Annotated in this window: 17 protein-coding genes; 13 read left to right on the forward strand and 4 right to left on the reverse strand. The window is 70.5% G+C overall.

The window, feature by feature from the left end:
• Positions 1-16: 16 nt before the first annotated feature.
• Genes kamD through kce form a run of 5 tightly spaced genes read left to right on the forward strand, consistent with a single transcriptional unit; the run spans position 17 to position 4,049 of the window.
• Positions 17-1,567, forward strand: a complete 1,551-nt coding sequence (gene kamD / locus LXT23_RS09455) for a lysine 5,6-aminomutase subunit alpha (protein ID WP_253979783.1) — start codon at positions 17-19, stop codon at positions 1,565-1,567.
• The gene (locus LXT23_RS09460; protein WP_253979784.1) at positions 1,564-2,040 is read left to right on the forward strand and encodes a hypothetical protein; all 477 of its coding nucleotides are present in this window, start codon (positions 1,564-1,566) and stop codon (positions 2,038-2,040) included. The genes kamD and LXT23_RS09460 overlap by 4 nt, the downstream gene beginning before the upstream one ends.
• Before the next feature lie 4 nt (positions 2,041-2,044).
• Complete coding sequence (gene kamE, locus LXT23_RS09465) at positions 2,045-2,830, forward strand: lysine 5,6-aminomutase subunit beta (RefSeq protein ID WP_253979785.1); 786 nt, start codon at positions 2,045-2,047, stop codon at positions 2,828-2,830.
• A complete protein-coding gene (gene kal / locus LXT23_RS09470; RefSeq protein WP_253979786.1) occupies positions 2,827-3,225 on the forward strand; it encodes a 3-aminobutyryl-CoA ammonia lyase in 399 nt (132 codons plus the stop codon). The genes kamE and kal overlap by 4 nt, the downstream gene beginning before the upstream one ends.
• A complete protein-coding gene (gene kce / locus LXT23_RS09475; RefSeq protein ID WP_253979787.1) occupies positions 3,222-4,049 on the forward strand; it encodes a 3-keto-5-aminohexanoate cleavage enzyme in 828 nt (275 codons plus the stop codon). The genes kal and kce overlap by 4 nt, the downstream gene beginning before the upstream one ends.
• Positions 4,050-4,076: 27 nt before the next feature.
• On the opposite strand, the gene LXT23_RS09480 is transcribed toward kce, so the two are convergent.
• Entirely contained in the window at positions 4,077-5,540 is a 1,464-nt protein-coding gene (locus LXT23_RS09480) for an FAD-dependent monooxygenase (protein WP_253979788.1), read from the reverse strand.
• Between the two features lie 85 nt (positions 5,541-5,625).
• Between LXT23_RS09480 and LXT23_RS09485 the strand changes: the two genes are divergently transcribed.
• The 4 genes from LXT23_RS09485 to LXT23_RS09500 all read left to right on the forward strand — a co-directional run bounded on the left by LXT23_RS09485 (position 5,626) and on the right by LXT23_RS09500 (position 8,479).
• On the forward strand, positions 5,626-6,252 hold the full coding sequence (locus tag LXT23_RS09485; protein ID WP_253979789.1) for a TetR/AcrR family transcriptional regulator C-terminal domain-containing protein: 627 nt from the start codon (positions 5,626-5,628) through the stop codon (positions 6,250-6,252).
• A gap of 111 nt (positions 6,253-6,363) precedes the next feature.
• Positions 6,364-7,140 carry an SDR family NAD(P)-dependent oxidoreductase gene (locus tag LXT23_RS09490; protein ID WP_253979790.1) on the forward strand — a complete coding sequence of 259 codons (777 nt, stop codon included), beginning with the start codon at positions 6,364-6,366 and terminating at the stop codon, positions 7,138-7,140.
• Complete coding sequence (locus tag LXT23_RS09495; RefSeq protein ID WP_253979791.1) at positions 7,130-7,915, forward strand: class I SAM-dependent methyltransferase; 786 nt, start codon at positions 7,130-7,132, stop codon at positions 7,913-7,915. Before LXT23_RS09490 ends, LXT23_RS09495 begins: the two co-directional genes overlap by 11 nt.
• Before the next feature lie 144 nt (positions 7,916-8,059).
• Positions 8,060-8,479 carry a hypothetical protein gene (locus LXT23_RS09500; protein WP_253979792.1) on the forward strand — a complete coding sequence of 140 codons (420 nt, stop codon included), beginning with the start codon at positions 8,060-8,062 and terminating at the stop codon, positions 8,477-8,479.
• Position 8,480: 1 nt separating this feature from the next.
• Here the strand turns inward: LXT23_RS09500 and LXT23_RS09505 are convergent, their stop codons facing one another.
• Positions 8,481-10,037: a ChaN family lipoprotein gene (locus LXT23_RS09505; protein WP_253979793.1), complete on the reverse strand. Its 1,557-nt coding sequence runs from the start codon at positions 10,035-10,037 to the stop codon at positions 8,481-8,483.
• A gap of 197 nt (positions 10,038-10,234) precedes the next feature.
• On the opposite strand from LXT23_RS09505, the gene LXT23_RS09510 reads away from it, so the two are divergent.
• Both LXT23_RS09510 and LXT23_RS09515 read left to right on the forward strand, forming a co-directional pair.
• The gene (locus tag LXT23_RS09510) at positions 10,235-13,105 is read left to right on the forward strand and encodes a TonB-dependent receptor domain-containing protein (RefSeq protein WP_253979794.1); all 2,871 of its coding nucleotides are present in this window, start codon (positions 10,235-10,237) and stop codon (positions 13,103-13,105) included.
• Positions 13,105-13,950, forward strand: coding sequence for a 5'-nucleotidase C-terminal domain-containing protein (locus LXT23_RS09515; protein ID WP_253979795.1), 846 nt, complete (start codon positions 13,105-13,107; stop codon positions 13,948-13,950). The genes LXT23_RS09510 and LXT23_RS09515 overlap by 1 nt, the downstream gene beginning before the upstream one ends.
• Before the next feature lie 37 nt (positions 13,951-13,987).
• On the opposite strand, the gene LXT23_RS09520 is transcribed toward LXT23_RS09515, so the two are convergent.
• Together LXT23_RS09520 and LXT23_RS09525 are read right to left on the reverse strand one after the other, a co-directional pair.
• Entirely contained in the window at positions 13,988-14,272 is a 285-nt protein-coding gene (locus LXT23_RS09520) for a TIGR04563 family protein (protein ID WP_253979796.1), read from the reverse strand.
• Between the two features lie 7 nt (positions 14,273-14,279).
• On the reverse strand, positions 14,280-14,483 hold the full coding sequence (locus tag LXT23_RS09525; protein ID WP_002638649.1) for a TIGR04563 family protein: 204 nt from the start codon (positions 14,481-14,483) through the stop codon (positions 14,280-14,282).
• 456 nt (positions 14,484-14,939) lie between these two features.
• On the opposite strand from LXT23_RS09525, the gene tilS reads away from it, so the two are divergent.
• Entirely contained in the window at positions 14,940-16,316 is a 1,377-nt protein-coding gene (gene tilS / locus LXT23_RS09530) for a tRNA lysidine(34) synthetase TilS (RefSeq protein ID WP_253979797.1), read from the forward strand.
• A gap of 179 nt (positions 16,317-16,495) precedes the next feature.
• Positions 16,496-18,412, forward strand: coding sequence for an ATP-dependent zinc metalloprotease FtsH (gene ftsH / locus LXT23_RS09535; RefSeq protein ID WP_253979798.1), 1,917 nt, complete (start codon positions 16,496-16,498; stop codon positions 18,410-18,412).
• Positions 18,413-18,449 lie beyond the last annotated feature (37 nt).

The raw sequence follows: 18,449 nt of genomic DNA on the forward strand, positions 1-18,449 counted from the left end.
CGGGTAAGGTGCGCCCATGCCAGGCCCGTTCATCGAAGACGCGCAGATTGCCCATGCGCGCAAGCTGGCGGAGGAGATCGTCAACCCGATCTTCGACCTCATCCGCCGCAACACCACTGTATCCACCGAGCGCACCGTGTTGCGCTTCTTCGGCATCTCCGGTGCCGGGGCGCGCGGCGTGCCGCTCGCCAACCTGATGGTCGACAGGCTCAAGGCCGCCGGCGTGCTCAACAAGGGCGCCGCCTACTGGTACGGCCGGGCGCTACGCCTGGGCGCCAAGAGCCCGCTGGAGGCCGTGGAGCGGCTGACGGCGCTGCCCACCGAGAAGCTCGGGGTCCTCCCGCCCGACCAGGAGCAGAGCCTGCGCGACGAGGTCCGCGCCGAGGCCCGTGCCGCCCTGGAGGACTTGAAGGCCCGCATCGCCCAGCGTGAGGCGCTCCGCAAGGAGTTCCCCATGTCGCCCGCGCCCCACAAGTACGTCATCGTGGCCACGGGCAACATCTATGACGACGTGGACCAGGCGCGCGCCGCGGCCCAGGCCGGCGCGGACGTCATCGCCGTCATCCGGTCCACCGCCCAGTCGCTGCTGGACTACGTGCCCCACGGCGCCACCACGGAGGGCTACGGCGGCACCTACGCCACCCAGGAGAACTTCCGCATCATGCGCGAGGCCCTGGATGACGAGAGCCGCAAGCTCAAGCGCTACATCCAGCTCACCAACTACTCGTCCGGCCTCTGCATGTCGGAGATCGCCTTCTGCGCGGCCTACGAGAAGCTGGACATGCTGCTCAACGACGCGATGTACGGAATCCTCTTCCGTGACATCAACATGCGTCGGACGTTCATCGACCAGTACTTCAGCCGCCGCATCTGCGCCCTGGCTGGCATCATCATCAACACCGGCGAGGACAACTACATCACCACCGCGGACGCATACGACGCGGCCCACACCGTCATCGCCAGCCAGTTCATCAACGAGTGCTTCGCCAAGCGCGCCGGCCTCAAGGACTGGCAGCTGGGCATCGGCCACTCGTACGAAATCGACCCCTACCGCGACGACACGCTCCTCTTGGAGCTGTCGCAGGCCATGCTGGTGCGCCGCTGCTTCCCGGACGCGCCGCTGAAGTACATGCCGCCCACCAAGCACAAGGAGACGGACATCTTCTTCAGCCACGCGTACGACGTGATGGCGGACCTGGTGGCCATCTGGACGCGGCAGGGCATCCAACTGCTGGGCATGATGACCGAGGCCATGCACACGCCGCTCCTGGCGGACCGGTACGTGGCGCTCAAGTCCGCGTCGTACATCCACCGCGCCGCGCGGGGCATCGACGAGGAGTTTACCGTCCGCGAGGACGGGAAGATTGCCAACCGCGCCCGCGAGGTGTTCGGCCGGGCGATGCAGTTGCTCCAGGAATGCCGTGACGAGGGCATGGTGGCGGCCATCGGCAAGGGTCACTTCGGCGACGTGAAGCGCGAGGAGACTGGCGGCAAGGGCCTGGATGGCGTGCTGGAGAAGGCGCCGGACTACTTCAACCCGTTCCTTGAAATCCTGGAGGCGACATGATGCTCGGTACCATCCTGACCGTGGTGATGGCCGCTGGTGGTTCGGCGGATGCGCTGGCGCAGTTCCAGGTGAAGAACGTGTCGCTCCAGGTGCCCGCGGCGTGGTCGCGCTCGGTGCAGGACGGCTCGAACAAGTTCGCCGCGCCCAGCGGCGACGCCTACTTCCTGGTGGACGTGGGCGCGGTGCAGACGGCCGGCATGAAGGCGCAGGTCTGCGTGGACAAGATTGTCGCCTCCATCGGCGGCGCCAACTGGGAGGCCCTCAAGGTGGGCGGCCAGCCGGCGGCGAAGCGGCTGGACTCGGACAACTCGCCGGGCGGCGGCGCGGTGGACACGGTGACGTACGTGGGCTGTGACGGAAAGACGACGTGGTCCGTCGTCTTCCACCTGGAGCAGGGCAAGAAGGAGCGATTCGCTCCGCTGGCGCAGAAGGTGGGCACCAGCGTGAAGATTCAGCGGGTCGGGGGGAAATGAGCCGATGGTGAAGCCGAGCAAGCAGATCATCCGCCCCTACGGCGACCGTCGCGACGACGGCGTGGTGCAGCTGTCTTTCACCCTGCCGGTGCCGCTGTCCGAGAAGGCCAAGGAGGCCGCCGCCGTCTTCGCGAAGAAGATGGGGTTCTCCGACGTGAAGGTCGCCGCCGCCGAGCGCGCCGCGGACAACTACACGTTCTTCGTCGTCTACGCCCGCTCGGGCATGTACCTGGACTACGCCGAAATCGACGTGCCCGAGGTCATCGTCAAGAAGATGTCCTTCGACGACCTCAACGCCTTCATCAAGGAGAAGGTGGGCCGGCGCATCGTCGTGTTCGGCGCGTGCACGGGCACGGACACGCACACGGTGGGCATCGACGCCATCCTGAACATGAAGGGCTACGCGGGCGACTACGGCCTGGAGCGCTACGCCTGGTTCGAGGCGTACAACCTGGGCAGCCAGGTGCCCAACGAGGAGCTCATCAAGAAGGCGATGGCGAAGAACGCCGACGCGATTCTCGTGAGCCAGGTCGTCACGCAGCGCGACGTGCACAAGGACAACTCGCGCCAGTTCATCGACGCGGCCAAGGCGGCGGGCATCCACGGGAAGGTCCAGCTCCTGCTGGGCGGCCCCCGCGTGGACCACAAGCTGGCGCTGGAGCTGGGCTTCGACGCGGGCTTCGGCCCGGGCACCAAGCCATCGGACGTGGCCAACTACATCGTCCATGCGCTCCTGAAGAAGGAAGGCAAGGAGCCGCAGGGCATGCACTACCAGGGAGAGCCCACGTGAGCACGGGAACGAAGGCCATCATTCGCCTGCGCATGAGCAGCCATGACGCGCACTACGGCGGCAACCTGGTGGACGGCGCGCGCATGCTGGGCCTCTTCGGCGACGTGGCCACGGAGCTGTGCATCCGCAGCGACGGCGACGAGGGCCTGTTTCGCGCCTACGACTCGGTGGAGTTCCTCGCGCCGGTGTACGCCGGGGACTTCATCGAGGCGGAAGGGGAGATTGTCAGCGCGGGCAACACGTCCCGGAAGATGCGCTTCGAGGCGCGCAAGGTCATCCGGCCGCGCCCGGATGTGAACGATTCGGCGGCGGACCTGTTGCAGGAGCCGGTGGTGGTGTGCCGGGCTTCGGGCACCTGCGTGGTTCCCAAGGACAAGCAGCGAGGTCAGCGATGAGCACTCCCATGGTCATCACCGCCGCGATGGTCGGCGCGGAGACGACGCGCGAGCAGACGCCGCACCTGCCGATTACCGCCGAGGAGATTGCCGAGGACGCGGTGCGCTGCCGCGAGGCCGGTGCCGCCATGGTGCACCTGCACGTGCGCACGCCGGACGGCAAGCCGTCCCAGGACGCGGAGCTGTTCCGCGCCGCCATCCGAGCCATCCGCAAGCGCACGGACGTGCTCATCCAGACGTCCACCGGCGGCGCGGTGGGCATGACGGTGGACCAGCGCTGCGGCCCGCTGACGCTCACCGGCGCGGACCGGCCGGACATGGCCACGCTGACGACGGGCACGGTGAACTTCGGCGAGGAGGTCTTCTGGAATCCCCGCCCGCTGGTGCGCGACATCGCCAGGCGCATCCGCGCGCTCGGCCTCAAGCCGGAGCTGGAGTGCTTCGACGTGGGCATGATTGACGAGGCCCGCTACCTGGCGAAGGAAGGGCTGGTGGACCTGCCCGCGCACTTCGACTTCGTGCTCGGGGTGCCGGGGACGCTGCAGCCCCGGCCCGAGGTGCTGGACTTCATGATTGCCGCGCTGCCGGAGGGCTCCACCTGGACGGTGGCGGGCGTGGGCCGGCACCAGCTCCCCTACGTGGACGAGGCGGCGAAGCGCGGCGGCAACGCGCGCGTGGGCCTGGAGGACAACATCTACGTGTCCAAGGGCGTGCTCGCGAAGGGCAACTGGGAGCTCGTCGCCGAGGCCGTGAAGCGCGCGCGGGCCAACGGCCGTGAGCCCGCCACGCCGGAGCAGGCCCGGAAGCTGCTGCGCCTGAGCTGAGCCGTCACCCGTGAGTGGGCCGGGCGCTCATGCCGCCCAGGCCCACGCCACGTGCCCGTCGGGACGGACGAGCAGCCCGCCCACGCCGCGCAGCCGCTCGCTCCCGCCGGTGGGGCTCACGTGGAGGACACTCGCGCGGGGCGCCCAGCCCGGCTCCCACCGAGGGGCCGGGCGCGTGGCCTCCGTCGAGTGGAGCCACAGCCAGTGGCCTGGGTGCAGGGCGGTGTAGAGCCTCCGGTTGTCTCCCGCGCTGAGCCGCAGGTCCAGGTCGGGAAGCCTCCGGCCCGTCCAGTCCGGGAGCAGGGGAGCCGCTCCTTCGGGCGCGGGCAACTCCAGCGCCGGGTAGGCCACGTCGAGCCCGCCGAGGTGCTCCGCGAGCCGCCGGTTGACCTCCGGGTTCTTCAGGACGCCGCACATGAGCTCGCGCAGGGCCAGCGTCTCCGGGGTGAAGCCCATGAGCGCGGACTGCGCCTGCGTGTTGCGGAGGAGGGCGTGGCCCACGCCGTGCCGCTCCCGGTGGTAGCTGTCCATCAGCCAGTCCGGAGCACCGTCCCGCACCACGGCGGCGAGCTTCCAGCCCAGGTTCATGGCGTCCTGCAGGCCTACGTTGAGGCCCTGCCCACCGGCCGGATAGTGCATGTGCGCTGCATCGCCCGCGAGCAGCACGCGGCCGGCCCGGTACGTCTCCGCCAGCCGCGTCTCGTTGCCGAAGCGCGACAGCCACCGGGGCTCCCGGATGCCGAAGTCGGAGCCGGCGATTCGCTGGAGGCTGGCCCGGAGCTCATCGAGCGTGACGGGCTCCTTCAGCGGCGTGCCCTCACGCTCGGCGTCCGTGACGATGGCCCGGTGGACGCCGGGGCCGAGCGGGACGATGGCGACGTTGCCCCGCTCGTTGGTGATGGCCAGGAAGGGTGCCGCCGGTGGCGTGCCGAGCGTCACGTCTCCCAGCATCGAGGTGCGGGTGCCGTCGGTGCCGGGAAAGGCGATTCCCGCGAGCTGGCGCACGGCGCTGCGCGCGCCATCCGCGCCCACCACGTACCTCGCGCGGCAGCGGAACGGCTGGCCCCCGGTGGTGCCGGTGAGCTCCACGGCCTCTGCGTCCTGGCGCATCGCCTCCACCGCATGGCCGCGCCGCAGGTCCACGCCCAGCTCCCGGGCCCGCTCCTCCAGGAGCGACTCCGTGAGCGCCTGGGGAAGGAACAGGGTGAACTGGAACCGGGTGTCGAGCACCGAGAAGTCCAGCCGCGTGTCCAGCAGGGCGAAGTGCCCGCCAGGCAGCGGCCGGCCGCGGCTCAGGAAGCGCTCCTCCAGTCCGCGCAGGGCCAGGACCTCGAGGGAGCGCGGGTGCATGGTCAGCGCACGCGACTCCCGAACGGGCGCGCTGCGGCGCTCGAAGACCCGGACGCGGACGCCCGCGAGCGCCAGCTCACAGGCGAGCAGCAGCCCTGTGGGTCCCCCTCCGACAACTGCCACCTCGATGACTTCCTCCATGACGGGCCTCCAGCCACGCAATCTAACGGTGTTAGGGAATAACTAACGCTGTTAGGTTGTCAAGCCAGGCTGAGGAGGCAGGCGCATGCGCATCCAGCGAGAGCAGGTGGTCCGGGCGGCGTGGGCGCAGGTGGATGAGATTGGCGTGGAAGGGCTGACGATGCGCTCGTTGGCGCAGGCCCTCTCCATCCAGGCGCCGTCGCTCTACTGGCACTTCCCGAGCAAGCAGGCGTTGCTGGACACGATGGCGGACGCGCTGCTCCAGGACGTGGGCCGCGCGACGGACCCGGCGGCTCCGTGGGATGCGGTGGTGAAGGGCGTGGCGGGCGAGCTGCGGCGCGCGTTCCTGGCGCATCGCGATGGGGCCCGGGTGTACGCGGGCACCTTCGTCGTGTCGGAGAACACACTGCGCGTCAGCGACCTGCTCATCGGCGCGCTGGGCCGGGCGGGCCTGAAGCCGCGAGAGGCGGGCTGGGCCGCGCTCGCGGTGCTCGACTACGTGCTCGGCTTCACCCTCGAGGAGCAGGCCTTCGGCATGCCGCAAGGCGAGGCGCCCCCGGTGGCCGAGCGGCTGAGAGCGCTGGCCACGGCCCGCTTTCCCCATGTCGCCGCGGCGGTGGACTCGCTGGTCGACCCCGACTTCGACGCGCGCTTCGCCTTCGGGCTGGACGTGTTCGTCGCCGGACTGCGGGGCCGTCAGGTCGGGCCCTGACCTTTCGTCGTACGTGCGCGCCCGTCACGCAACGCTGTCCGGCCCTCACGAGTCGTGCATCATGCCGCCCCGGTTCCCGCACGGCGCGGGAGCGGGAGGAGCCTTCACGAAATGGACACGGAGCTGAAGGGCAGGGGTGTGCTCGTCACGGGTGGCGCGGGTGGCATCGGCACGGCGCTGACTCGCGCCTTCGCCGAGGAGGGCGCGAAGGTGGCGGTGCACTACCACTCCAATGCGAAGGGCGGGGAGGCGCTCGCGCGGGACGTGGGCGGCGCGGCCGTGCGGGCGGACCTGACGGTGGAGGCGGACGTGGACGCGCTGGTGCCCGCGGCGGTGGCGGGGCTGGGCCGGCTGGACGTGCTGGTGTGCAACGCGGGCGTGTGGCCGAAGCCGGATGAACCCGTGTGGCAGATGTCGCTGGAGCGCTGGCGCCGCACGCTGGCGGAGAACCTGGACAGCGTCTTCCTCTGCTGCCGTGCGTTCCTGAAGCACGTGGCCACGACGGGCACGGGCAACATCGTCATCATCAGCTCCACGGCGGGGCTGTTCGGCGAGGCGGGGCACGCGGACTACGCGGCAGCCAAGGGCGCGCTGGCGGGCGGCTTCGTCAAGAGCCTGAAGAACGAGCTGGGACGCATTGCCCCCATGGGGCGCGTCAACGTGGTGTGCCCCGGATGGACGGCGGTGGACCGCCACCGCGACAAGCTGGATGACCCGGGGTTCGTGAAGCGTGTCACCCGGACCATGCCCCTGCGGAAGGTGGGGCAGCCGGAGGACGTGGCGCGCGTGGTGGTGTCTCTCGCATCGGATCGCATCTCCGGCCACGTGACGGGTGAGGTCATCACCGTGGCCGGAGGCATGGAAGGACGCGTGCTACATGACTCTTGACGTGGACGTGCGGCAGTACAACCGCGAGGCGTGGAACCGGCAGGTGGCGAAGGGCGACCGGTGGACGGTGCCCGTGGGCCCGGAGGTCATCGCCGCCGCGCGCCGCGGCGAGTGGAGCGTGGTGCTGACGCCCAACAAGCCGGTGCCTCGCGAGTGGTTCGGCGATATCGCAGGCAGGGACGTGCTGTGCCTCGCGGGCGCGGGCGGCCAGCAGGCGCCCATCTTCGCGGCTGCGGGAGCGCGGGTGACGGTGCTGGACAACTCGCCCGCCCAGCTCGGGCAGGACCGCAAGGTGGCCGAGCGCGAGGGGCTGGAGCTGCGGCTGGTGGAGGGCGACATGCGCGACCTGTCCATCTTCGCCGACGCGAGCTTCGACCTCATCTTCCACCCGTGCTCCAACTGCTTCGTGGACACCATCCGCCCGGTGTGGCGCGAGGCGTACCGCGTGCTGCGTCCGGGAGGCATCCTGCTGTCGGGCTTCAACAACCCGATCAACATGCTGTTGGACCCGGTGCTGGAGCAGCAGGGAGTCCTCCAGCTCAAGTACAAGATGCCCTACTCGGACTTCACCAGCCTCACGGACGAGGAGCGCGCGCGCTACGCGGACGAGCCCTTGTGCTACGCGCACTCGCTGGAGGACCAGCTCGGCGGGCAGACCGACGCGGGCTTCGCCATCGTCGGCCTCTTCGAGGACAAGCACGTGCCTGGGGACAAGCTGTCCGAGTACCTCGCCACCTTCATGGCCACGCGTGCGCTGAAGCTCGCGACCCGGTAGGGCAGGGGAGCAGGCTCGGGCCCGGGGTTCCGGGGCCCGGGCCAGGGGCGGATTTAACCTTTTCCCGCGCGCGGGGTTTCTCCAGGCAAGAGGCAACGGGAGGCCGAGTCCCGGAGTCCTCACGTACCCGAGGAGAATCCCATCATGCGTCTGACGTCCGCCCTGCGGTCCGTTGTTGCTGCCTCGCTGTTGCTCGCCACTCCGGTGCTCGCCGCTGAGACCGCGCCCGCGCCCACCCCGGCCCCCGAGCAGGGCACCCGTGAGCATGGTGGACGGCGCCACCACAAGGGCGAGAAGCATGAGCGCAAGTTCCTGCGGATGGAGCACCGGCTCGACCGGGCCGTGGCCGAGGGCCGCCTCACCCAGGCCCAGGCCGACGTGTTCAAGGCCGAGGGGCGCCAGCTCCGCGAGGAGCTGAAGGCTCAGCGCGAGGCCGCGGGCGGGCAGCTCACCGACGACCAGAAGACGCAGATGCGGGAGAAGATCCGCGCGTTCCGCGCCAAGGTGAAGAGCGTCGTCAAGCCGAAGGACGCGCAGGGCGCCCAGCCGACGAAGCAGCTGTAGCTCAGCCGCTGAGGCGCCCCGTCCAGGCGAAGTAGGCGCCCCGGGGGTCCTCGAAGGGGTCCCTGAACAGCGCCTGCACCTCCGCCTTCGCCACGTGGCCCGCGTCGAAGGCCTGGTACAGCCTGTCCCCGAGCAGGTAGCCCAGCGCGTGGCTGACGCCGTGGAAGAGCCGGTCCTTGCGCAGGGGCAGCAGCTTCACGGCCTCTTCGGCGCCCTCCGTCTCCGCGGCCTTGTGCGCCAGGACGAAGGCGGCAATCTGGCGCTCCACGCCCCGGCCCTCACCGAAGCGCCGCGCCCACTCCACCAGCCCCGGACACGTGCGGCGCGGGTTCACCAGCTTGGAGCCGAAGAAGCCCAGCGCCTCTTCCAGACAGCGCGCGTAGAACGCCTCGGACGCGCGGCGGGGTGCCTCCATGGCGTCTCCCACCGCGCAGTGCCGGACGAAGTGCGCCGCCTCCTCCGCCGCGTGGTTCAGCGACAGCGAGGCGAGGTAGGCCGTCCGCGCCCGGGGGATGTAGCCGCTCTCCCGCGACAGGATGTGCCGTCGCAGCTGCGCCAGCTCCGTGTGCGTGAAGCGCCCGCGTTGCTGGATGCGCGCCAGCACGTCCTCGTCCGCCGCCGTCGTCACCTCCACCGACTCCAGCGCCCGCCCCACGGGCACGCCGGCCAGCCGGCCGATCAGCGCGGACATCTCCCGGAACCGCTCCGCGGCGCTCCGGTCCACCAGCGGCGCGTCTCCGGCCTCCGCCTCCAGGTAGTCCAGGAAGCTCTGCTGGCACACCACCGGCGAGGCATTCAGGAGGCACAGCGCACCGTCCGCCAGCTCCACCGCCTCCGCTGCGCCCACGCGGCCCTCGCGCGCCAGCCGCCACCACACGCCCTCGGCGTTCTGGTACACGACCAGGCCCCGCCGGGTGTCCGCGCCGAGCGCCCGCTCCACCTGCGCCGGAAGATGGCAGGGCGCCACGTGGTACTGGCCCACCAGCACCATGACCAGCGGCCGGTCTTCCGCGCGGGCGATGCGGGCAATGCGCTCGGCCGCATAGGCATCTCTCAGCTCCAGCGAGCGCTCGCCGTGCGCGCGCCGGTCGATGCCCACGACCTCCAGCTTGTGCCGCCGCGCGAAGGAGAGCAGGGCGCGGGTGCCCGTGCCGGCGCCGAAGCCGGACGCGCTCGCGGCGGGGCCCAGCTTCGCCAGCAGCGAGCGCTCGGAGAGCCGTCCGGCACGCCAGGCGTCCACGGTGGACTGGTGGCGGCCCTCCACGCACTCGAGCGCGAGGACGACGCGGCGGCCCGAGGCGAGCGCGCGCTCCACCAGCGCCAGGTACGTCTCCTGCGCGAGCGGGAGCGTGTGGTAGTCGCCCACGTAGACGACGTCGGCGGCCTGCACGTGCTGGTGCACCGCCGGCAGCGCCACGATGCGCTGATAGCTGCTGGTGCGTCGCCTGTAGCGGGCCTCATAGGCCCGGAAGGAGTCGGTCTGACCGTCCACCACTCGGGCAATTTGCGCCCTCTGCCGGCGGAACAGTGCGAGATGCAGTGCGAGCGAGTCGCGCATGGATTGCGCAGATCCCTCGCACGGCGCAGGGGACCCGGCAAAAAAACGACACCGAGAGGGGAGCGGAGTGGCGCGCTCGCGGCCGTGCTCGGGTCTTCGAGGTCCAGGGCTCGCCTGGTCGCCCGCGCATGAGAGATATGGAGATTCGGCCCCTTCCTTGACTCACTGATCCGGGCAAAGGACCATCACTCGCAGCCGTGAAGACCGCATCCGCTCGCGCGACCCTCCTCTGCCTCGTGCTCCTCGTTGCGGCGTCTGCCCGCGCCGAGGAGCCGGTGCTCCTCCACTCCGCGCCTCCCCGTGCAGAGCCCAACGCGGCGCTGCAACTGGACGGCACGCTGGTGGAGGGCCGCCGTGTCCTGGAGCTGTACGTCCGCTACCGGGGCCCCGGCGAGCCCTTCGCCCGGGTCGCGATGGAGCGGCAGTACGGCGACCTCTACCGCGGCATCATCCCCGCAGGGCACATGGTGCCGCCCGGCGTCGAGTACTACGTCGAGGGCCTCACCACCGACGGTGAGCGCATCCCGCTGTTCCAGTCCGCCGCCCGTCCCGCGCGCGTGCTCGTGGGCGGGGAAACTCCCGCGGCGACCGCCACCGTCACGCCCCCTGTGTCCCGGCCCGCCGCGACGCCGGAGAGCCGGCCTGCCACGACGCGGCCCCCTCCGGTGGAGCGCACCCGGCCGTCCCCGTCCACGCCGCCGGCTTCGCGCGATGACTCCATGGCCGCGCTCACCGCGGACCTTCCCTCGGATGTGCCCACCGAGCCCCCGCCGCCAGCGCGCACCGCCCGGCCGGCGACCCCGACTCCGCGAGACACCGCGTCCGCGAGCGAGCCCCGGGCCTCCGCTGACGCGCCAGTGGCCCGCGACGAGCGCCCGCGCCTGGCCACCCGGGAGCCCCGGTCCTCGGACGAGGGGGCAGCCGCCGACGCCCCCGCGCGCACCGAGATGGAGGAGGACCTGGCCCTCTACAGCGCCGAGGACACGCTGGCGCTGGCCACCCGCCACGAGGAGACGGTGAGGACGGTGCCCGCGATTGGTGCCTCGTTCGGCCGCGAGCAGATTCACGCGCTGGGCGCCCGCACCGTGGCGGACGTGCTGGACGTGGTGCCCGGCCTCTACGTCAGCCGCGACGTGCAGGGCTTCCACCGCACCTCCGTGCGCGGCCTGCGCAACGACGCGGAGCTGCTCTTCCTCCTCAACGGCCACCGCCTCAACAACTTCTTCGACGGCAAGGCGCTGATGAACCTGCCGGTGGAGAACCTGGAGCGCGTGGAGGTCATCCGCGGCCCCGGCTCCGCGCTCTATGGCGCGGGCGCCTTCCTGGGCGTGGTCAACATCGTCACCGACCGCACCGACGGCGTGCGCACGGCCGTGTCCGGCGGCGGCTTCTTCGAGCGGGATGACCGGCTCGCCGCCACCGTGGACGGCCATGCCTCCGCCGGGCACACCTCCGGAGACCTGCGCCTCTTCGCGGACGTGGACGTGTGGAGCCAGGCCGGCGACTCCACCGTCATCGAGAACGACTCGCTGGACGACGAGGCGCGCTCGCAGGGCCTGCGCGACGTGGAGGACCCCGCGGGCCGCACCCGCGACGAGCGCTTCCTCGTCAACGCGGGCGGAGGCCTCTCCTACGCCCTGGGCGGCGCCGGCCGGCTGGGCGCCTCCGCGCGCATCCTCTCCGAGAAGCGCGGTGCGCTCCTGGGCCTGTTCGACGCGGTGGGCGAGGACTCCGAGCTGCGCTGGAACGTCCTCATGGCGGACCTCACCTGGGAGCGGACGTTCGGCGCCTCCGTGTCGCTGCGCGCCCGCGCCGGCTTCGACCAGCAGTCCACCGACCGCTTCTTCCAGCTCACCCCCCGGGGCTTCCGCACCGGCACCGGTGACGGCCTCCTCTTCGAGGACGGGATGCTGGAGCAGACGCGCGTCTCCGTCCGCTCGCTCACCGGCAGCGTGGACGCGGACGTGGTGCTCGGCTCCGGCAACCGCCTGTCCCTGGGCGCGGTGGTGGAGCAGCAGTCGCTGGGCGAGTACGAGTACGAGACGAACTACACCCTGGATGCCCGGCCGCGCCCCGAGGGGCTGGCCCGGCCCGAGGGGCTGGAGGACCTGATATCGCTGGCCGGCGGCGACGCGTCCAAGCGCCTCACCGTGGGCCTGTTCGCGCAGGACCAGTGGACCGTCGTCAGTTCCCTGACGCTCACCTTCGGCGTGCGTCTGGACGCCACCCAGCTTCCCACCGTGAACGCGGCCGGCGCGATTACCGGCACGAGCTTCGTGCCCCGCATCAACCCGCGCGTGGGGCTCGTCTTCTCCGCCACGGACGCGCTGGTGCTCAAGGCGCTGTACGGCCGCGCCTTCCGTCCTCCCACGCTGCAGGAGCTGGTCGAGCGCATCCCCGACACCGACTACAACCAGGGCCGCTTCGAGGGGAACCCGCGGCTGCAGCCCTCCACGGTGGACACCTTCGAGCTGGGCGCGGACCTCATCCAGTCCGCGGGCGATGCGCGCGTGCGGCTGCGCGCCAATGCCTTCATCGCCCTGTTCGACTCGCCCATCATCCCGGTGGACACCACGGGCAACATCGTCCCGCTGCGCAACCGCGAGCTGGGCGTGCGCGTGTACGGCGTGGAGGGCGAGGCCCGCCTGGAGGCCTCCAAGCGCGCCCACGCCTGGCTCAACGCGAGCATCTCCCGCGCGGAGGACCTGGAGCTGCCGTCCCAGTCCCGCCTCCTCACCGACACCCCGCAGGCCCGCTTCAACGCCGGCGTGTCCATGCCCATTGGCGCGTGGGTGAACTTCGACGTGGTGGTGCGCGCGGGCGCCGAGCGGCGCAACAACAGCCGCTCCGTGCTGGAGCTCATCCGCCGCTACAAGATTCCCGCCTACAGCCTCATCACCGCGCAGCTCCGCACCGAGCCCATCCTGGACCACTGGGACGTGGCGGTGGTGGCGCACAACCTCTTCGACAACGACCTCCGCGACGACGTGCCCCGGCCGGACCGCGTCCCCGGCCTGCTGCCGCGCGAGGGCATGTCCGGCTACCTCACCGTGAGGGCCCGCTACTGATGCGACTCCAGCGCTTCTCCGCCAGACTCCTCGCCGCCGCGCTCGCCTTCGCCGCGCCGCTCTCCGGCTGCATCGCCTACAACGACTCGTGCCAGCCGCTCGTCGACGACCCGGACGCCGTCGTCGGCTACCTGGGCCAGGACGTGCTGCTCGACAGGGCCTTCACCCGGCACGACAACAACGCGCTCGCCCAGGTGGCCGCGGATGCCTTCCTCCACGCGGAGGACAGCTCCGCCCGGCCCGCCGTGCTGGGCATCATCAACGGCGGCTCGCTGCGCGACGAGGGGCTGTGCGTCACCCGCACCTCGCTGCGCAAGGGCCCGCTCACCGACGGCGTGCTCCACGAGCTCATCCTCTTCGAGAACCTCGTGGTGACGGTGGACCTCACCGAGCGGCAGCTCGTGGACATGCTGGAGCACTCCGTGGGCAGCCTCTACCGGGAGGGGCAGGAGATTGCCTCGCCCTCCGGCGCCTTCCTCCACGTGTCCGCCGGCAGCTCGCTGCGCGTGGACTGCGCGATGCCCCGGGGCCAGCGCGTGCGCGAGCTGAAGGTCGGCGGCAGGGCGGTGACGCTGCCGCCCAGCCAGGACGCCTCGGTCCGCTACCGGGTGGCCATGCCCACGTTCATCCTGGAGGGGGGCGACGGCTACGGCGCGGCGCTGGGCAACGCGGGACAGGACCCAGACCGCAACCCGGTGCAGGCGCGCAAGCTGGGCGGCACGGACGCCAACCTCACGTCGGCGTACATGAAGGAGAAGTACCCCACGCCCGTGCAGGCGCTCGTCGAGGAGCCGCGAGTGGTGTTCGTGAACTGCGCCCTGCCCGCGCGGCCCTCCGGCAGGTAATCGCCGGTGGGCCGGGCGCGGGCCCGGGATGCTGCGACTACTTGGGCTCGTCCGAAGACGGAGCCGCCGCCACGGCCACCAGGGGCGGGGCGGAGGGCGTCGGCGCCGCGGCAGCCACAGGGGCCACCGCTACGGGACGGGGCGGGGGGCTGAGCACGTCGTTCACGGAAGGCATCTTCCGGATGTCGCCGCGCGCCACCTTCCACGCCTGCTGGACGATCCACGACAGGGAGCGGTCCTGCCGCGTGGCCTCACGCTGGATTTCCTCCAGCATGTCCTCGGGGAAGTAGAGACTTTGCTTGCGATGGTCTGTCGTCGCCATGCCGGCTCTACTCCTCCCGCGGGTCCTGGCGCTCGTCGCCAGTCACGTCGTTGACGGCGGGGAAGGACTTGATGCGCTCACGGGCGATCTTCCACGCCTGCTGCACGACCCAGGACAGGGAGCGGTCCTGGCGGGTCGCTTCCTCCTGGATCTCCTTCAGCATTTCCTCGGGGAAGTACAGCGACTGCTTGCGCTTGTCAGTGCCTGCCATACCTGGGTCTCCGGGGCGGATTCGAGGTGACGACCTGAACACACCGGGGTCGTTATCCGACAGACTCCCAAGAGGGTCAACGGTTTCGGAGGACTGATTCCGCCGCTGCACGGTCCAGGCCCTGACACTTGCAGTCGCACCTGACGTGTGCAGCAGGGCGCGAAAAAGGAAACGCCCCGGACCTCCAAAAAGCGGAAGTCCGGGGCGCATCGGAAAGAGGGACCGCCGGGAGTGCATCTCCTGGCGGTCCCGTGGGCCCAGAGGGGGAGGGGGGGGACCCCTAGGCCCAACATCAAGAATTCGAACCGTCCACTCAACAACGCCTGCGGGCGCGCTTATTTCCGCTCCCGCGTCCAGCCCCATCCGGTGTGACGATCATAAGAACCGACCCCCCTACCTTCAACCGCACGCGACTCTGTAACCCTGTTACCAGACATTCCATTCCTCCCCTGTCAGATGGCTCCCAACCACCCCCGAAAGCGATTGCTGACCGCCGTGCTTCACGAGGCGTACAGACGCCTCGGACTCGAGGGCCGCTCGGTGTTGCTGGCGGTGTCGGGAGGGGCGGACTCCACCGCGCTGCTGGTGGGCACCGCGAAGGTTCGCGAGCGGCTTCGCCTGCACGTGGAGGTCGCCACGCTCGACCACGGCCTGCGCCCCGAGTCAGCGGAAGAGGTGCGGACAGTCGAGAGGCTGGCCGCCAGCCTGGGCTTCACGTGCCACGTGCGCGAGCTGCGACTGCGCTCCGGTGCCGCCCTGGAGGCCCGTGCTCGCGAGGCCCGCTACGCGGCGCTGGAGGCGCTGAGGCAGGCTCGCGGCCTTCGCGCCGTCGCCACCGCGCATACGGCCACCGACCAGGCGGAGACACTGCTCATGCGGCTCGCGCGAGGCACCGCGCTCCGGGGCGCGGGCGGCATCCAGGAGGCGCGTGCCGGGCTCGTCCGCCCGCTCCTGGAGCTGACGCGCGAGGAGGTGGTGGCCTTCCTGGCCGCCGAAGGTGTCTCCTATTCGACAGACCCGATGAACGCGGACCCCGCGCTGTTCCGCACGCGCGTGCGCCACGACGTGCTGCCGGCCCTGTCACGGGCCGCGGGCTTCCCGGTGGAGGAGCGCCTGGCGTCCTTCGCGCGGCTGGCGGCGGAGGACGACGCGCTGCTGGCGGGACTTGCCGAGGAAGCCTGGCGGAGGCTCCGGCTCGAGGATGGAAGCCTGGAGGCCGTGGGCGTGCGCGCGCTGGAAGCGCCGCTCCGCCGGCGCGTGCTCGCCCGGCTGCTGAGCGAGGCGGGCGTGCTCGTGGAGGACGCCACGCTGGCGCGGGTGCTGCGCGCGGTGGAGCGCGGAGGGACGGCCTCGCTCGGCCGGGAGCTCCAACTGCGCGCGGCGAGCGGGCGCGTGCGGTGCGTCCGGCTGGAGCCTTCCCTGGATTCTTCCATGGAGGAGGGCGCCGCGCGCAGCGTGCTGCGGCTGGAGGGCGCCGGCGCGCGTGGGGCGTGGGCGCGCGGGTGGACGTTCTCCGCGGAGGTGGGGCCGCCACCGGTGGGCGTGCTCGGGCTGGCGCTCGCGGAAGGCACCCACTGGCCACTCACCGTGCGTACCCGCCAGCCAGGCGACCGGGTGCGTGCGGCGGCGGGACAACGCAAGCTCCAGGACCTGTTGGTGGATCTTCGGGTGCCCGCGGAGGAGCGGGACTCGCGGCCGGTGGTGACGGATGCTGGGGGACAGGTGCTGTGGCTCCCCGGGTTGTGGGCACCTCCGCCACCCGGGGGGGCCTGCGGACAGTACCTCTGGGCGGTGCCTCCGGGTCCGAGCATTCAGCGGACCCCTTCGTTATAGAGTCGAAGGACTGAAGTCGGGGGATGGCCGCGGACCCCTAAATAGTTGAGGGCTTTTTGCTGTTGCTGATACGGTCCGTCGCCGGGTAGCTCGCCTGGTGTCGGCCAAATGATGGAAAAAGCTGGGGTTCTTCCCAGCGCGGCCCTCATCCCGCCGAGTACCGAAAGGGCAGCTGACACGTGCGTTCGACCTACAAGACCATCGGGCTCTGGGTCATCCTGATCGTCCTCTTTGTCGCCTTCTATAATTTCTTCTCCCAGGGCAATGACCAGGTCCAGGAGCCCTCCTTCACGCAGCTGCTGTCGAAGGTGGAAGAGAAGAAGGTCAAAGAGGTTGCGGTCAAGGGCAACACCTATTCCGGCAAGTTCGTCGATACGAGCGAGAAGTTCCGTACGACGGGCCCTGCGCCGGACGCGGCCATGCTCAACCAGCTCCGCTCCAATGGGGTGGACGTGAAGTACGAGCGGGAGGAGCAGAACAGCCTCTGGCTCACCATCCTCGGCCAGTGGATGCCGGTCGTCTTCCTGTTCCTCTTCTTCATCTTCTTCATGCGCCAGCTCCAGGGCGGCAGCGGCAAGGCGATGACCTTCGGGAAGTCGAAGGCCAAGCTCCTGAGCGAGAGCCACAACAAGGTCACCTTCGCTGACGTGGCCGGCGTGGACGAGTGCAAGGAGGAGCTGGAGGAGATCGTCGCCTTCCTCAAGGACCCCAAGAAGTTCACCAAGCTGGGCGGCCGCATCCCCAAGGGCGTGCTGATGATGGGCCCGCCGGGCACGGGCAAGACGCTGCTCGCCCGCGCGGTGGCCGGCGAGGCTGGCGTGCCGTTCTTCTCCATCTCCGGCTCGGACTTCGTGGAGATGTTCGTGGGCGTCGGCGCCAGCCGCGTGCGCGACCTCTTCGAGCAGGGCAAGAAGAACGCCCCCTGCATCATCTTCATCGACGAAATCGACGCCGTGGGCCGTCACCGTGGCGCGGGCCTCGGCGGTGGACACGACGAGCGCGAGCAGACGCTCAACCAGCTCCTCGTGGAGATGGACGGCTTCGAGTCCAACGACGGTGTCATCCTGATTGCCGCCACCAACCGTCCGGACGTGCTGGACCCGGCGCTCCAGCGCCCCGGCCGCTTCGACCGGCGCATCGTGGTGCCGCGTCCCGACCTGAAGGGCCGCCTGGGCGTGCTCAAGGTCCACACCCGCCGCGTGCCGCTGGCGCCCGAGGTGGAGCTGGACGTCATCGCTCGCGGTACGCCGGGCATGACGGGCGCGGACCTGGAGAACCTGGTGAACGAGTCGGCGCTGATGGCCGCGCGGCAGAACAAGGAGCGCGTGGACCTGAGCGACTTCGAGGCCGCCAAGGACAAGGTCTTCATGGGCCCGGAGCGCCGGTCCATGATCATGACCGAGAAGGAGAAGCGGAACACGGCCGTCCACGAGGCGGGCCATGCGCTGCTGGCCAAGCTGCTGCCGGGCTGCGACCCCCTCCACAAGGTCACCATCATCCCGCGCGGTCAGGCCCTCGGCGTCACCTGGAGCCTGCCCACCGAGGACAAGGTCAACGGGTACAAGAAGCAGATCCTCGACCAGATCTCCATGGCCATGGGCGGCCGCATCGCCGAAGAGCTCATGTTCAACGAGATGAGCAGCGGCGCCTCCAACGACATCGAGCGTGCCACCGAGACGGCGCGCGCCATGGTGTGCCGCTGGGGCATGAGCGAGAAGCTGGGGCCCCTCGCGTTCGGCAAGAGCGACGGTGAGGTGTTCCTGGGCCGCGACTTCAACTCGTCCAAGGACTACTCCGAGGACACCGCCCGGCAGATTGACTCCGAGGTGCGCGCCATCGTCGTGGGCTGCTACGAGCGCGGCCGGTCGCTGCTGACCGAGCACTTCGAGGCGCTCAAGCGCGTCTCCGAGGCCCTGGTGGAGTACGAGACGCTGGACGCCGAGGACGTGAACATCCTCCTGCAGGGCGGCCAGCTCACCCGTGAGCGCCCGCCTCCGCGCGTCAACGCTCCGCCGAAGGCGACGGAGAAGAAGGACAAGCGGAAGATCCTCGACGCGCTCGAGGGCCTGCCGACGATGGAGCCGAAGAAGGCGTAGCACCGGCTTCCAAGCCCTGAAGCAACGAAGGCCCTTC

Source organism: Pyxidicoccus xibeiensis (genome assembly GCF_024198175.1).
In the GTDB taxonomy this organism is placed as follows: Bacteria; Myxococcota; Myxococcia; order Myxococcales; family Myxococcaceae; genus Myxococcus; species Myxococcus xibeiensis.

Bases quoted from the DNA above. Each gene is read 5' to 3' on its own strand.
- kamE (WP_253979785.1), top strand. From the start codon at position 2,045: ATGGTGAAGCCGAGCAAGCAGATCATCCGCCCCTACGGCGACCGTCGC.
- LXT23_RS09515 (WP_253979795.1), top strand. From the start codon at position 13,105: ATGCGACTCCAGCGCTTCTCCGCCAGACTCCTCGCCGCCGCGCTCGCC.
- tilS (WP_253979797.1), top strand. From the start codon at position 14,940: ATGGCTCCCAACCACCCCCGAAAGCGATTGCTGACCGCCGTGCTTCAC.
- LXT23_RS09460 (WP_253979784.1), top strand. From the start codon at position 1,564: ATGATGCTCGGTACCATCCTGACCGTGGTGATGGCCGCTGGTGGTTCG.
- LXT23_RS09480 (WP_253979788.1), bottom strand. From the start codon at position 5,540: ATGGAGGAAGTCATCGAGGTGGCAGTTGTCGGAGGGGGACCCACAGGG.
- LXT23_RS09505 (WP_253979793.1), bottom strand. From the start codon at position 10,037: ATGCGCGACTCGCTCGCACTGCATCTCGCACTGTTCCGCCGGCAGAGG.
- LXT23_RS09525 (WP_002638649.1), bottom strand. From the start codon at position 14,483: ATGGCAGGCACTGACAAGCGCAAGCAGTCGCTGTACTTCCCCGAGGAA.
- kce (WP_253979787.1), top strand. From the start codon at position 3,222: ATGAGCACTCCCATGGTCATCACCGCCGCGATGGTCGGCGCGGAGACG.
- LXT23_RS09485 (WP_253979789.1), top strand. From the start codon at position 5,626: ATGCGCATCCAGCGAGAGCAGGTGGTCCGGGCGGCGTGGGCGCAGGTG.
- LXT23_RS09500 (WP_253979792.1), top strand. From the start codon at position 8,060: ATGCGTCTGACGTCCGCCCTGCGGTCCGTTGTTGCTGCCTCGCTGTTG.
- LXT23_RS09490 (WP_253979790.1), top strand. From the start codon at position 6,364: ATGGACACGGAGCTGAAGGGCAGGGGTGTGCTCGTCACGGGTGGCGCG.
- LXT23_RS09495 (WP_253979791.1), top strand. From the start codon at position 7,130: ATGACTCTTGACGTGGACGTGCGGCAGTACAACCGCGAGGCGTGGAAC.
- kamD (WP_253979783.1), top strand. From the start codon at position 17: ATGCCAGGCCCGTTCATCGAAGACGCGCAGATTGCCCATGCGCGCAAG.
- LXT23_RS09520 (WP_253979796.1), bottom strand. From the start codon at position 14,272: ATGGCGACGACAGACCATCGCAAGCAAAGTCTCTACTTCCCCGAGGAC.